This window comes from Leptolyngbya sp. FACHB-8 (assembly GCF_014695575.1).
Classification (GTDB): Bacteria; Cyanobacteriota; Cyanobacteriia; order Elainellales; family Elainellaceae; genus Vacuolonema.
Window position 1 is genome coordinate 87,975 of the sequence record NZ_JACJOO010000059.1, and the last position, 15,616, is coordinate 103,590.

Consider the following 15,616-nt stretch of genomic DNA (forward strand, 5'->3'; position numbering starts at 1 on the left):
GGAGGCGATCGCGCCAGCCGTTGTCAGAGCAGAACTGTTCCAGCCTGCTCGCAGATGCGTTGGTAATGCTGAGGCTGACGGTGGGCCGCGAAGTTGAAAATTGTGTTTTTGTAGGAAGCCCCTGCATCCAAGTCGCATTGTGCCACGATTAATTCATCCTCAACGGTGCGGCACTTGGCGATTAGTTCGCCGGAAGGGGCAACGATGCAGCTATCGCCAATCAAATCGCAACCTTCCTCGCGGCCACACTTGGCAACGCCCACAACCCAGGTGCCATTTTGGTATGCGCCTGCCTGCATGGATAGCAGGTTATGGAAATGGTTGAGGTGGTCTTGTTCGGGAGCGGCCGGAACATGTTGGGGCGTGTTGTAGCCAAGGAGCACCATTTCAACCCCCTGAAGACCCATCACCCGGTAGGTTTCAGGCCAGCGGCGATCGTTGCAAATGCACATACCGAAGATGCCGTTGAAGGCACGCCATACGCCAAAGCCCAGATCGCCCACTTCAAAGTAGCGTTTCTCTAAGTGCTGAAAGGCTCGCCAGGGCTCATGTTCTGCGTGACCAGGAAGGTGAATTTTGCGATATTTACCGACAATTTCCCCGCGTTGGTTGACCAGAATAGATGTGTTGTAGCGATGAATTTGACCGTGTTCCTCAACCTTTTCGGCGTAGCCCAGATAAAAGCCGATTTCGAGTTGTGCTGATAGATCAAACAGCGGCTGAACTACAGGATTGGGCATTGCCATTTCAAAGAATTGATCAATTTCCGCCTGATCCTCCATGTACCAGCGTGGGAAGAAGGTGGTAAGTGCCAATTCGGGATATACCACTAGCTGACAGCCCATACTTTTGGCTTGTTTCATCAAGTCAATCAGGCGGTTCACCACAGAAATACGGGATTCGGAACGGGCGATCGGGCCAAGCTGAGCAGCCCCAACAGTAATGATGCGTGCCATAAAAATTACCCCTATCTATTACGAACGTGCTGCTTAAATTGGGTCGGATTTTGAGGTTAAAAACTGTGCGTTTGCGCTCAAATTTTCTACTCATTCTCGAAAGAGCCGCGCGTTTTTCAGAGAAGCGAGTTGGAATTGCCGTAGTTTATGGCTGAGTGGCCGTAATTTTTCCCGTATTTGGTAATAACAGATTGCTCCCTTAGCTGCATCTCTTACGGAACCACCATGCTCAGGATTATTGCGTTCAACTCCTTTCGAGGAGGCACCGGGAAGTCGACCATTGTTGCAAATTTGGCGATCGCCCAATCCCTCATCAAAGCAGGCTAATCCCTAGTTGAAACACCTGAAATCCCTATTGTAAGGACATTAGATGTAACGTTCTTACAGTAGGGATTTCAGGTGTTTCAGGGAAACAACGAACACGAACCGGTTCCCCCTTCTTTTCAGTGAACCGTGTACTGAAATACATTCTGCATGGTCAGGGCTGTATACAGTGTGCGTGAGTGGTGCGTCCCCCAGCATTCTGTGGGAGGGCGATCGCGTTACCCATCAGTCACTCCACCCCGTATTTCCAATTGGATGTAGCCCATGAAGCTCATTGGTGTAGACATCGGCGGAACGTTTACAGACCTGATTCTGGCTGATACCGCACAACAACAAATTTGGATTCACAAAGTCCCGACTACCGTCCATGATCCCTCCCTTGGTATGGTGGACGGCATCCAGGCCATTTGCCAGATGGCCGGAATCACGCCGGAACACATTGACCATTTTCTGCACGGCACCACCGTCGCCACCAATGCTCTGTTGACCCATGAAGGCGCGCGGGTGGGGATGATCACGACTCAAGGCTATCGGGATATCGTCCACATCGGACGGCACCAACGGCCTCAGCATTACTCCATCATGCAGGATATCCCCTGGCAGACATACCCCCTGGTGATGCGGCGCGATCGCCATGTTGTGACCGAACGGCTTGGCCCCAAAGGTGAAGTGCTGACGGAACTGAATGAAGCAGAGGCAAGGGAAGCCATTGAGGCGTTGAAAGAGAAAGGAGTGGAGGCGATCGCCATCTGTTTCCTCAACTCCTACATCAACGACAGCCACGAGGCGAAGGTGGCAGCCATGGTGAAGGAAATTTATCCCGAAGCCTTTGTCACCACCAGTGCCAGCATCTTCCCTCAGTTCCGCGAGTTTGAGCGGTTCACCACAGCGCTGATCAACGCCTTTGTGGGGCCGAAGGTGAAATCCTATGTCGACCACCTGTGGCAGCGATTGAAGGAGCTGGCCGGTGATTTAGAGCTGCATATTATGCGGTCGAACGGAGGTGTTGCAACTGCTGAGGTGGCGGCTCAGGAACCTGTAACGCTGTTGCTATCAGGGTTAGCGGCTGGCGTACTGGGCGGTGCGGCTACAGGCAACCTGTCGGGACGGCAAAAGCTGATCACCTTCGATATGGGCGGCACCAGCACCGACATTGGCATTGTCACCGAAGACGGCTTTGTAGAAGGAACGGCCCGTGATACCTGGATTGCAGGCTATCCCGTCATGGTGCCGATGATTGATGTGCATACCATCGGTGCCGGGGGTGGCAGCATCGCCTATGTGGATGCAGGGGGAGCCTTCCGCGTCGGGCCAAAGAGTGCCGGGGCCGCGCCAGGGCCAGCCTGTTATGGCAAAGGTGGACTCCAGGCCGCAGTGACGGATGCCAATGTGGTGTTGAACCGCATTGACCCAGCACACTTCCTGGGCGGTGAAATGGACATCTATCCCGACAATGCCTTTCAGGTGATGCAAGACCTGGCCGATAGCCTGGGGTTAGACATTTACGAAGCTGCAGCGGGTGTGATCACCATCGTCAACAACAACATGGCGAATGCGATTCGATCGCGCACCATCCAGAAGGGCCATGACCCACGCCAGTTCGCCCTGGTCGCGCTTGGGGGTGCAGGCCCACTCCACGCCGTTGAGGTCGCACAATCCATGGGCATCCCTGAGGTGATTGTGCCACGCTACCCTGGCATTACCTCTGCGATGGGGCTACTGACCACGGATCTAAAATATGACCTGATCCAGAACGAGTTTTTGCTCAGTTCAGAACCGAATTTAGGAAAGTTTAATCATGATTTGCGACTACTGGAGGAACAGGTTCGAGAACAGCTTCGATCCGATGGATTTAATGATGATGAAATTACATTGGAACGGTTAGCGGATTGTCGGTATGTCGGTCAGGGTTATGAATTGCGCGTTTCTGTTCCCATGGGTGAGATTGATGAGGAGAAGTTGGGTCAGGTGTGGCAGCAGTTCCACGATCGCCACACCGTTGAATATGGTCACGCCTTCCCACAAAACACGGTCGAGCTGGTGACATTGCGCATTACCGGGAAAGGCCCGATGCCCAAGCTCTCCGAACTCCCCACACCAGGAACCGGGGAACTGGAACAAGCCTGGCTGAAAACGACCGAAACTTACTTCCGGGTAAACGGGCAACTGGAAAAGTATTCGACGAACTTTTTTGAGCGCGATCGCCTCCCCGTTAACGCTCAGATCGAAGGCCCAGCTGTAATCTTCCAGAAGGATTCTACAACGCTGTTGCCGCCCCACACGTGGGCGATCGTGCAGGCCAATGGTAACTTGCTGATTCATCTAGAACCGCAACCTGTGGAAGAGAAACGCATGGTGATGGAAGCAGTTTTGTAAGACGTACGCTACTCAAGCATTAGGAAATGAGCGATCGACCTCAACAATTTTGTGGATGAAACAATGGCATCTCTTCTCACCAAACAGACACAACGTGTTTTACCTAAAATTGATCCAGTCACCGCACAGGTTATTGCAGGCGCATTAAATAGCGTTGCGCTGGAAATGGGACATAAGCTTGCACGGATGTCCTACTCCAGTATCATTCGCGAATCAGAAGACTTTGGAGCCGCCATTCTGGATGCGGAGTGTCAGCAATTAGCGGAGTGTGCGTATAGTACACCGCTGCAATTGGGACCAATTCCGGGATACATGCGGGGTGTCCTTAAAGCGATGGAAGAGGACGGTGAAGAGTTCTATCCGGGTGATGTGATTTTGCATAATCACCCATACTATGGTGCATCCCATGGACCAGATATTGGCATTGGCATTCCGATCTTCAAAGATGATGAGTTGATTGGATTTTCATTCACAACCGCACATCATTTAGATATTGGTTCTTGCTCACCTGGAAGTTGCGGCATTGTCGATGCCGTGGATGCGTTTGCAGAAGGTTTGCAATTCAAAGCAGTGAAGCTTTATGAGAAGGGTGAAAAGAACCGCCAGGTATGGCGAATGTTACGGCAGAATATTCGCAGTGCCGATATTGTCGTGGGCGATATTGAAGCACAGGTAGCTGCCTGCCGTGTTGGCGAACGCCGCTTTTTGGAATTGGTCGAACAGTACGGTTTAGAAACTGTACTTGCCGCCAGTAATGAATTGATGGATTACTCGGAGCGCATGCTCCGGAGCGCCATTGAAAAACTACCGGATGGTTCCTATTATGCCGAAGGCTTCATCGATGGCTTTCTCGATGACCCCGACCCCAGCAAAAAGGATTTAAAAATTGCCGTGACTGTCACCATCAGCGGCAGTGATATGACCATCGATTTAACAGGCACTGCACCTCAAGTAGACGATCGCCCCATCAACATGCCCCTCGTCGGCACGGTGGATATTGCGATCTTTGTGACGTTGCGATCGGTTCTGCTCGACACAGCCTTAATGGAGTATGTACCACAAAACTCCGGCTTGACACGCCCGATCACGATCATTGCGCCGAAAGGCTGTCTCGCCAATCCGATTTATCCCGCTCCGGTCATCGCCCGCTGTTGCCCTGGCAATATCGTCGCCGATACGCTGATGAAAGCATTAGCTCAGGTTGCCCCGCAGAACGTTAGCGGTGGCATCGGCAACATCAAAGTGGTGTCTTACAGCGGTGTGATCGATGAAGATTACTGGGTGTATATGGACATCACCGAAGGCAGCTATGGCGGTCGCCACGGCAAAGATGGCATGGATGGTGTGGATACACTCTACGCCAACACACGCAATAACCCCATCGAAGACATTGAGGCGCATCTGCCGCTACGGGTATCGCGCTACGAATTAATTGAGGATGCATCTGGAGCCGGAGAGTTTCGCGGTGGCTTAGGTTCGATTCGTGATATTCAATTCCTCGGCAATGGGCAGATGTCGCTGGAAGGGGAAGGCAACAAGTACGCACCCTGGGGCATTTTTGGTGGCAAGGATGGCACCCCCGGGGCCGTACAGGTTTACAACGCTTACGATGGCGACATGGTTGACTTGCCTTCCAAGTTTCCCTGCCGTAAAACACGCGCAGGCGATACCTTACGAACCATTAGCCCCTGTGGTGGTGGGTACGGCGATCCGCTCAAGCGCGACCCTCAGAAAGTTTTGGAGGATGTGCTGGATGATTATGTCAGCTTGGAAAATGCACGGCTGCAATATGGTGTTGTGATTGATCCGCAAACCATGACAATTGACCTTGCAGCAACAGAAGTTTTGCGAGGGGAAATGGCGATCGCCTAAAAAGTTTCAAACCCTAACCAAAGCCCAGAAACCCGGTGTTTTAGAAACACCGGGTTTCTGACTCTGAGCAAATCCGTCTCGCTCGAACCCATCTATCCAGCCAAACAAGCTATTACCTGACAGCTTCAATTTTCTGCACCAGACGATCAATGAACTCACGCGTGGAGGGATAGCGATCGCCTCCTTGGGAAGCCAGGTCGGCCGTACGGTAACCCTCCGCTAGGAGTTGCTCTTGAGCAGATTGCAGATGTTGAGCGGCAACTATCTCGCCCCATTGTTCCAGCATCAGGGCAGCGCTAGCCAGAGTACCCATGGGGTTCGCGATGCCCTTTCCAGCAATGTCGGGGGCGGTGCCATGAATCGGTTCATAGAGACCAAAGCCTTTCGCATTGAGACTCGCCGAGCCGAGCATACCAATGGAACCGGCGATCGCCCCACCCAAATCACTTAAAATATCCCCAAACAAATTTCCCGCCAGTACCACATCAAATTCCTGGGGACGCATCACCAACTGCATCGCCAGGTTGTCCACCAACATCGGTTCCACGATTACGTCTGGAAAATCCTGGGCCACTTCCTGAGTCAGAGCCGTCCAGGGTAAATGAGGCAGCGCATTTTCCTTATGGGCCACCGTCAGTTTTCCGCGCCGTTTCTGGGCCAGCTCCAGAGCAACCCGAGCAATGCGGCGCACTTCCCAGTCGTGGTATTGCATGGTATGGAAACCATAATCACCCTGAGCATCTGTAGAACGGCCCGATGCTCCAAAATAGATGCCACTGGCTAGCTCCCTGACAAACAGTAAGTCTACGCCCTCCAACAACTCTGGGCGAAGAGGAGATGTGTGATACAAGTGACGGGACGGGCGAACAGGGCGCAGGTTGATGAACAAATCAAAATGTTTCCGCAGCTCCAACAAGCCACCTTTAGAAACAGCCCCAAACAAAATGCCATCCGACTGTTCGCAAATTGCCAGGGTTTCATCGGGAAGATAATGGCCCGTTGCAGCAAAAGCCGGAGGGCCAATGAGGGCAAACTGGGGGGCGATCGCAAACCCATGCATTCCTGCCAAACCGTGCAAAATCTCCAGCGTCGCCTCAACAACCTCCGGCCCAATCCCCTCACCCGGTAACGCCGCAACACGATAGGTTTTCGCCATGCCCTAAAACACCCCTAATATCATGCCGGGTTAAATGCTTATGATAAAAAGCGGCGCGGTGCAAAGCGCCGCGCCACTTTTTATCATAAGCATTTAACTTTACTTGTTAAAAAATTACCTGCATCAAGGAGAAGCATTGGAACAGAACCCATGGAGAATAGTGCAACATTCATGGCTAAATTCCCCACCCAACTATCTCCGTCACAACCCCAGCACATAGGAAGGAGCCGTTTATGTTCCCTTCTCCACATACCCATTCACAGGCTTGAAACACAACCGCCCACAACACCCACCGACAAACCCCACCCAGACCTAATTTAAAACCCCACAGATGCGAAGCGACCCAACCCGACTCATGCATAACAAAACCCCTTTGCCGAGGGGGTCTGGGGGACGGGCAGCCGTCCCCCAGTCAGGGGGTTTGGGGGGCGACGCGCCCCCAAGTCAAACCTTTACTCAGACACTCAAACCCGAAAAGAACCGTTTAGCCCCTAAAGCCGCGCCAACTCCTCCGCCAAAACATTAATCGTCGACCGAATCTGCGCCTCCGTGTGCAAACTCGTCAAAAAGAACCGCAACCGCGCCCCATTAAACGGCACCGACGGATACACCATCGGACGCGCATTAATCCCCCGCTCTAACAACACATGAGCCAGCATTACCGCCCGATGCGGCTCCCCAACAATGATGGGAATAACCGGCGTGTCTCGACTCATCCCCGTATTCAGTCCCTTCTGGCGGGCTAACTGCAAGAACAGTTGCGATCGCGCCCGCAAGGTCGCCACCCGCTCCGGCTCCGCCTTCAGCCTCCGCAACGCCGCCAGCGCCGCCGCTGCGCTAGGAGGGGCCATCCCCACACTAAACACAAAACCGGGTGCCGTGTATTTCAGATATTCCACAATCTCCTTACAGCCCGCAATGTAACCACCGCAACTGGCCAGAGCTTTGCTCATGGTGCCCATCCACAGATCCACATCTGTACGGGCCACTCCAAAGTGCTCACCAACACCCCGCCCAGTATCCCCCAGAACACCAATCGAGTGAGCTTCATCCACCAGTAACAAGGTTTTGTAACGGTGCTTCAGGGCTACAATTTCCGGCAAAGGTGCAATATCACCATCCGTGCTATACACCCCTTCCACCACAATCAGCACCTTCTCGTACTGGAGGCGATGCTGTTGCAGGATAGTTTCCAACGCCTGGCAATCATTGTGGGGAAAATCCATTAACGTAGAGCCCGAAAGCTTGCAACCCTCCCGCAGGCTGTTATGGCTCAAAGAATCGCAGAGGATGAGGTCGCGATCGCCCATCAAATGCCCAATGGTGGTGACATTCGTCGGATGCCCCCCGATAAACACAATGCAATCCTCAGTCCCCAGGAAATCAGCGATCTCCCGCTCCAGTTCCCGGTGCAGAGGGCGCTCACCTGAGACAACGCGACTGGCAGAGACCGAAGTGCCATACTGGGCGATCGCCCGCATCGCCGCCTGAGACACCTCCAGATCCCCCGACATGCCCACATAGTTATAGCTGGAGTAGTTCACTACCACCCGGCCATTAATCCGGCTGGTATCACGCATGATGCCATCGTGGACATCAAAGAAGGGATTACCCATCGGCTCAACGCGATCAAGATCCTGCCGCAGGGCAAGGTACTCGGGCAGTTGAGAGAGCTGGTAATAGGCAGGTGGGATTTGGGAGAGATCGGGCAGGGGCGCTGAGGGAGCGGATGGGTAGATGGGTGAATGGGTGGATGGGCCAGCCGTGATTTGAGCAATGCGTTGGCCGTTTTGAGAGGGGGAGTGAGAGTTGAGATGGTTGAACGGCTGAGGAATAGCGGCGGGTTGAGAGCCGTTGCCTGTGAGCGGTTGAGGGATAGATAGGGTCTGAGAACCGTTGTTTGCCAGGGGTTGAGGAATAGCCCCATTCTGGAAACCATTAGTGGTCAATGGCTGGGGGATAGTCGTTGAAGAACCACTGGTGATAGGAGGCTGGGAAATCGGGGTTACTGGGGGAGTAGAAGCGGGTGCTGGGGTCAGGGAGGCAGGCATGGGGGCTTGACCAGCGGCCTGTCGCGGCTGAGCTGATAGAGATTCGGCCAGCAGGGAAAGCAGACAGACAGTCAGGGCTTCGACAGTGGGGTAGTCGAATAGCATAGATTGGGCGACCGCACACCCCAGACTGGATTGCAGGCGATTGGTCAGCTCCACAGCCATGAGGGAATCCATCCCGAGATCGCCAAAGTTTTCCTGCGGATCGATGGCATCAGCGGAGGCAAAGCCCATGACACGAGCCAGTTGCTCTTGAATGTGATGGCGCAAATGGAAGATGCGATCGCCTTCAGCCAGGGTCTGAAGGTGTTGCAGAAATTCGGTGGTTGGGCTCATAGAAGGCAAAGAGGGGGATGGCGGGGTCGTTGCTTCGGTCGCATTGAGAGATGGATCGGATTCAGCCGGGATGGGTTCTAGCGCAGTAGAACCTTGGGCTTCAGCCGCAGGGAGAATCCGTTCATCAGCCTCGGCACGTTGGTGGGTAAAGAAGGGAAGGGTGGTAGCGGGTTGCGGACGCAAGAAGGTGGGCCAATCAAAGCCAATGACGCCAATTTGGGGATACGGTGCAGAGAGGAGCGATCGCATAACCTCCAAACCCAGAGCCGGGGGTACCAGGCGCAAACCAGCAGCCGCAAAGCGCTGTTCAGCATCGGGCAGACGTGCGGCCATGCCAGCCGCCCAGGGTCCCCAGTTGAGACTGAGACCCGGCAGATCGGCCTGGCGACGATGGTGCATCAACGCGTCTAAAAAGCCATTGGCAGCCGCATAGTTGGCCTGCCCGGGTGAGCCACAGAGAGAGGCAATGGACGAGAAGCTTACAAAGAAATCAAGCGGCAAAGCTGATGTCAATTCATGTAGATACCAGCCACCCAAGATTTTTGGAGCCATCACCCGCTCAAAACTGTCCCAACGTTGACGCGGCACCAGGCTATCTTGCAACACGCCAGCGGCATGAATGATGCCTCGTAAAGGTGGAGCATTGGTTGCAGATTGGGGCGCAAGCCAGGGTTCCAGAACAGCCGCGAGGGCAGGGCGATCGCTAACGTCTACCGTCAGTACAGACACCTGAACTCCGGCAGCATCTAGCTTTTGCAGCACGTCCTGCGCTTCCACGGATGGCGGCTTTCGCCCAATCAGCAATAGATGCCGTGCCCCTGCCTCTGCGAGTTTCTGAGCCACCTGCAAGCCTAGATCCCCCAGGCCACCCGTAATTAGATAGGTTGCATGACGCTGGATAGAGACTGGAACCTGGGGTCGCGGCAGCGTAATTACCACTTTACCGATATGCTTGGCCTGCCCCATAAAGCGAAACGCATTGGCCGATTCCTGAATGGGAAAAATTGTGTGGGGGAGGGGCTGCAATCGCTCGGCCTGAAACTCGGCCATGAGCACTTGCAACATCTCAGTGATTAATTCAGGTTGCGCGTTGGAAACCTCCAGTAAGTCAAAGGGATAATACGCCACATCAGGGCGCTGCTCCTGTACCTGTTCTGCACTCCAAATGCCAAGTTTTCCAATTTCGATAAAACGCCCATTAGGAACTAGAATCTCCAGATTCCTGGAAATAAAATCCCCATTCAAGCTGTTTAGGATGACATCCACTCCGGCTCCATCCGTCAGGCGCATCACCTCATCGGCAAAGCCTAGAGTGCGAGAGTTCATCACGTACTCCACCCCTGTAGAGCGGAGGTAGTCCCACTTACCAGGGCTGGCGGTGGCAAAGACAGTCGCACCGAGCTGTTGGGCTATTTGCACAGCGGCCAGACCCACTCCTCCGGCAGCCGCGTGAATGAGGACACGATCGCCCGCCTTCACCTGGGCTAACCGACATAACCCGTAGTACGCTGTCAGAAACGTAGTTGGCACCGTTGCCGCTTCGACGAAGTTCAGGCCCGTTGGCATGGGCACTACGAAGCGGGCATCCATTGTGATGTACTGGCTCAAGCTACCCATTGCTTGAGCGGCGATGACGCGATCGCCCACCTGCAACCCTGTCACTCCAGCTCCAACAGCAGTCACCCGACCAGAACATTCGCCTCCAAAGGGCACCTGGTCTGCACTGGCATGGCCCATCTGTTCCAGGTAGGGGCGCATCATTCCCAGGGCATTCAGCACGTCCCGAAAGTTTACCCCTGAAGCCGCCACCTGAATCTCCACCTCACCGGGAGCCGGAGCATGCCGCTCCATGGGAACCAGGATCAGGTTGTCGAGAATACCATAATCCGTCAGTTGTAACCGGAAAGGCTCCGCAGGCAAATCCGCTGAACGGGAGACAGGGTCAGACAGACGGGTCAGCCGGGCAACGTAGCGATCGCCCCGCCGGTAGGCCAGTTGAGTTTCCTGTACAGGCGCATCCAGCTCTGCCAGCCAGCCATCGAGAGAGGCTTCCGTGCCATCCAGATCCAGATTGAGACAGGGCCAGCCGCTCTGTTCCAACCGCAACACGCGCCCCAATCCCCAGAGGGAACCATGGGTCGGAACAACGGCATCGGTGGGTTGAACGGCCTGGGTATTTTGGGTCACCAGCCATAGGGGCGATGGCGCAGCGGTTTTCGTCTTGAGCAGTGTCTGCATCAGGTGCAGTGTACTGGCACAACTCAACCGTTGAGCAGCCATTGGATCAGCCTTCTCTGTGGGTTCCAGGCTCCACAGATGCAGGATACCGCGTAGAGTCGAGAGCCCGACAGCCCGCACCACAGCCTGGAAATCCTCAGGGTTGAGGGGGTTCGCCGTGAAGCGATCGCCCTCCTGAGAAAACCCCTCCCCGGGATACACCCGCAGCACCGAGTCACCACGCTCTTGCAGTTGCTCCAGCAACCGCGTTCCTATGGCCGTCGAGGGCAGGAACACCAGCCAGGTACTTGATTCAGCCGCGATCGTGGCTGGAATTTCACTGGGTTCCCAGGTGATCTCATAGAGCCAATCGGTGGCTGGCATGATAGCTGTTGCTTGATCGGCGGATGATGCCGTTGGCAACGTTTGTGTACCCAGTTCTGTAGATGTTTGAAAAATCTGGGGTTCTAAGTTCTCTTGATTGGATGCGGAGTTCGTTGAAGCGGGGGCGATCGCTGATGCAACCGAGGGTGGCCCCTGAAATAGCCGCTGGAGGGAGCTGGGATGCAGGTAGCGCAGAGACATTCTCTGAATTTGCGCCACTACAGTACCCACTTCATCCATCAACCACAGGTCGGCTCGTAGCTCTGCCGAAGCTTTACCATTGGTACCTTGAGGCAGATGCACCTGGGTGAAGCACCAGAGGGATGTGCCCGCTGGACGGTATACCTGCAAACGTGCCAGCCCGGCGGGTAGATAAGTGCCGGGGTGTGATGCCCCCAGCGCTGCTCCCAGGGTTTGGAAAGCTGCATCCAGGAGAGCCGGATGTAGCACATACGCCTCAGCACTGACCTCAGCAGGAAGCTGCAACCGGGCCAGAGCTTGTCCCGGCAGTTGTGCCAGCAGACGAATACCCTGAAAGGCCGGGCCGTAGTGCAACCCTTGCTGACGCAGTTGGTCGTAGTAGGCGGAAACAGCATTCGATTGTGCTGCCTCCATGGGAGCCGATTCACCGAAAAAAGCGGCCTTTAGCTCTGCTAGAGAGAGATATACTCCTGGCTCTGCCAAACCAATACAAGCCGTTCCATGCCGGGTAAAGTCAGAAGCAGCATGCTGACTATAAATGGCCAGCCTATAGGTTCCGGCAGGCTCAGGATGCAACACCGTTTGCAGCATTACAGGAGCTTCTGACAGGCGCAGAGGTTGCTCAATTTGCAGATCTTGAATGGAAACCGTAGGGGTCTTCAATTGCCGGGTAGCAGCGGCCAGAGCCATTTCCACAAAAGCGGCTGCCGGGAAAACTACCTGTTCACCAACTTGATGATCGATTAAATAAGCAGGGGAATAAGCGGCGATCGCCCCCTCATATCCCATGACTCCGGTTCCGCTAACCCGTTGCCCTAATAGAGGGTGAGGGCGATCGGGTACGGGCAGAGCGGCAGAGGCAGGGGCAAGGGCAGGCGTTTGGGGTGGGTTCCACCAGAAGGATTTTCGCTGGAACGGGTAAGTGGGTAAGCGCAGATGCTGCCGAGGAAGCTTTCCATCAATTATTTCCCAATCTACTGGGAAGCCTGCTGTGTAGAGACTGGCAAGGCTATGCAGTAAGGGCTGTGGCTCTGGCTGCGGTGGGCGCAAGCTCGGCAGGTAGATCGTGGAGTTAGACTCCCCATTTTGAAGGTGAAGATTTTGAGTATCAGACAGCACCGATCGCGCCATGCTCAGTAGCACAGGCTTGGGACCACACTCCAGCAGGAGCCGATACCCGGCCTCATGCAATGTTTCCACGCTACGCGCAAATTGCACAGGCTGGCAAATGTGAGCACACCAGTAGTCGGAAGTGGCGATCTCTTCCTCGACAAAATCGCCGGTGACATTGGAGATGATGGGGCGTTGGGGTGGCCGATAGGTGATTTGGGAGGCGATCGCCCGGAACTCCTCCAGCATCGGCTCCATCAAGGGCGAGTGGAAGGCATGGGAAACTTGCAGAGGAGTGGCCTTGATACCTCGCGCCTCTAAAGCTTGCTTAAGGGTGATGAGGGCATCCAGGGAGCCTGAGAGGACGGTGTTCTGCGGGGAATTGAGAGCGGCGATCGCCACTCCATCCCTCAACAACGGTTCTACTGTGGCCGCGTCTGCCATCGCTGCTAACATACCGCCATTGGGGGGCAGCGCTTGCATCAGCCGCCCGCGCGCTGCAATCAGCGTCAGGGCATCTTCCAGAGAAAATACCCCGGCCAAGCAGGCCGCGACGTACTCTCCCACACTGTGCCCCATCATCACCGCAGGCTGAATTCCCCAGGATTGCCAGAGCTGCGCCAGGGCATACTCGACGGCAAATAAGGCAGGCTGCGTATAAGCTGTCTGATTTAGCAGTTCGGTAGAACGCAAATCCGGTTGCGCAAGAGGTAGATCCAGGAGGCTCAACAGAGAGCAATCCAAATGAGGTTGCAGAAGTTCCGCACACCGATCAATGGCCTCCCGAAATACCGGGTACTGCTGGTACAACTCGCGCCCCATTCCAGCATATTGGGAACCCTGCCCAGTGAACAAAAACGCAATATTAGGAGCTAGTTCTGAAGTTCCCTTGCCCTTGCCCACAACACCTTTGGGCACCTCGACTGCTGTCCCGCTGGCGATCGCCTCCAACACCAGCCGCATGGATTCAACGGATACGGCCGGGATGGCAATGCGATGGGAAAAGTGCGATCGCCCCCCATTTGCCATCCGGCAAAGATCCACTAAAGGTACCGTGGGATTTTGGGTCAGAAACTCCGCGTAACGCCCCGCCAGGGCTTGCAGAGCTGCCTCATTTTTTGCTGAGAGAGTCAAGATATGCCAGGCTGGCTCCGGCTCAGATACCTCTGTGCGCAAGAGAGCTGCTTCCGACCACTCTTCGACAACCACATGGGCATTGGTGCCACCAAAGCCGAAGGAGTTCACCCCAGCCAGACGCGGCATTCCATCGGGCGGAACCCAATCCGTAAGCGAAGTTTGAACCCGGAGAGGAATTTGGTCGAAGGCGATCGCCGGATTCGGTTCCCGAAAATGCAAGCTAGGAGCCAGTTGACGATGTTTCAGCATGAGGGCAACTTTGATCAGCCCTGCGACCCCAGCAGCGGTCTCGCTGTGGCCAATGTTAGTCTTAACTGACCCAACGGTGCAGATTTGGTCAGATTCACGCCCCTCAGACAGCACGGTGCCCAGGGCTTCCATCTCGACAGGGTCGCCCAGCTTGGTTCCGGTGCCGTGGGCTTCAACATATTGAACTTGCCCCGGAGAGACGCCTGCCTGACGGTAAGCCGTCCGCAAAACCGCCTCTTGGGCACGCGGGTTTGGCGCAGCGATGCCGTTGCTGAAACCGTCCTGGTTGACGGCAGTGCCCCGGATGACGGCGTAGATGGGGTCTTGATCGGCGATCGCCTCCGACAACCGCTTCAGCACCACCACTCCAGCCCCTTCACTCCGCACATAGCCGTCGGCATTGGCATCAAAGCTCTGACAGCGGCCTGCTCCAGACATGAAGCCGCCTTTGCTAAAACCGACTGTTACGGTCGGCAGCAGCAACACATTCACTCCACCGGCCAGAGCCAGATCGGACTCGCCCGTTTGCAAACTCTGGCAGGCTAAATGCACCGCGACCAGAGAGGATGAACAGGCCGTGTCTACCGCCAAGCTGGGGCCTTTGAAGTCGAAGCTGTAGGAAATCCGGTTAGCGGCGATGCAATTGCCCGTGCCCGTGGTGGCGTAGGGGTCATCCACCAGGTGTTGCCACATGCGGATGGAATAGTCGTGGGTGCCGATGCCAATGAAAACGCCAGTTTGGGAGCCACGCAACTGCTCAGGCACAAATCCAGCATCTTCAAGGGCTTCCCAGGAAGTTTCCAGCAGTAACCGCTGCTGAGGATCCATGGTGATAGCTTCTCGGGGGGCAATGCCAAAGAAAGATGCATCGAACTGGTCAACGCCGTCGAGAAAACCCCCATGGCGCAAGTTCGTCTTGCCCGGTTGCCGAGGGTCAGGGTCGTAGAACTGGGCCACATCCCAGCGAGAAGACGGGACGTCGGTGATGGCATCGACACCATCCCGCAGCAGTTGCCAGAAAGCTTCCGGGCCGTAGGCTCCAGGGAAGCGGCAACCCATTCCAACAATGGCGATCGGCTCCGAAGACATAGCAGGTCGAGCGGGACAGTCCGTAAATCAGGGAAGAGTGCACACAGCAGGCATACCATCGCGGAGACGAAGTCGTGGAGGGCTGACGCGAAAAGCTTTTGGCTCCAGCGAAGTCCGTATCCGACTGGTACTCTGCGACATCCACATTACCGCATTAT

General features: G+C 55.1%; 5 protein-coding genes. 2 read left to right on the forward strand and 3 right to left on the reverse strand.

Annotated elements, in window-relative coordinates; genetic code table 11:
* Positions 1-23 precede the first annotated feature (23 nt).
* A complete protein-coding gene (locus H6F91_RS15205; protein ID WP_190772974.1) occupies positions 24-956 on the reverse strand; it encodes an N-carbamoyl-D-amino-acid hydrolase in 933 nt (310 codons plus the stop codon).
* Between the two features lie 588 nt (positions 957-1,544).
* On the opposite strand from H6F91_RS15205, the gene H6F91_RS15210 reads away from it, so the two are divergent.
* Both H6F91_RS15210 and H6F91_RS15215 read left to right on the forward strand, forming a co-directional pair.
* Positions 1,545-3,656, forward strand: coding sequence for a hydantoinase/oxoprolinase family protein (locus H6F91_RS15210; protein ID WP_190772975.1), 2,112 nt, complete (start codon positions 1,545-1,547; stop codon positions 3,654-3,656).
* A 63-nt stretch (positions 3,657-3,719) separates the two neighbouring features.
* Positions 3,720-5,528, forward strand: coding sequence for a hydantoinase B/oxoprolinase family protein (locus H6F91_RS15215; protein ID WP_190772976.1), 1,809 nt, complete (start codon positions 3,720-3,722; stop codon positions 5,526-5,528).
* A 112-nt stretch (positions 5,529-5,640) separates the two neighbouring features.
* Here H6F91_RS15215 and leuB read toward each other — a convergent pair whose 3' ends face one another.
* Together leuB and H6F91_RS27570 are read right to left on the reverse strand one after the other, a co-directional pair.
* Positions 5,641-6,684, reverse strand: a complete 1,044-nt coding sequence (leuB, locus tag H6F91_RS15220; RefSeq protein WP_190772977.1) for a 3-isopropylmalate dehydrogenase — start codon at positions 6,682-6,684, stop codon at positions 5,641-5,643.
* A gap of 491 nt (positions 6,685-7,175) precedes the next feature.
* The gene (locus tag H6F91_RS27570; protein ID WP_199307844.1) at positions 7,176-15,458 is read right to left on the reverse strand and encodes a type I polyketide synthase; all 8,283 of its coding nucleotides are present in this window, start codon (positions 15,456-15,458) and stop codon (positions 7,176-7,178) included.
* Positions 15,459-15,616 lie beyond the last annotated feature (158 nt).

Bases quoted from the DNA above. Each gene is read 5' to 3' on its own strand.
- H6F91_RS15205 (WP_190772974.1), bottom strand. From the start codon at position 956: ATGGCACGCATCATTACTGTTGGGGCTGCTCAGCTTGGCCCGATCGCC.
- H6F91_RS15210 (WP_190772975.1), top strand. From the start codon at position 1,545: ATGAAGCTCATTGGTGTAGACATCGGCGGAACGTTTACAGACCTGATT.
- H6F91_RS15215 (WP_190772976.1), top strand. From the start codon at position 3,720: ATGGCATCTCTTCTCACCAAACAGACACAACGTGTTTTACCTAAAATT.
- leuB (WP_190772977.1), bottom strand. From the start codon at position 6,684: ATGGCGAAAACCTATCGTGTTGCGGCGTTACCGGGTGAGGGGATTGGG.
- H6F91_RS27570 (WP_199307844.1), bottom strand. From the start codon at position 15,458: ATGTCTTCGGAGCCGATCGCCATTGTTGGAATGGGTTGCCGCTTCCCT.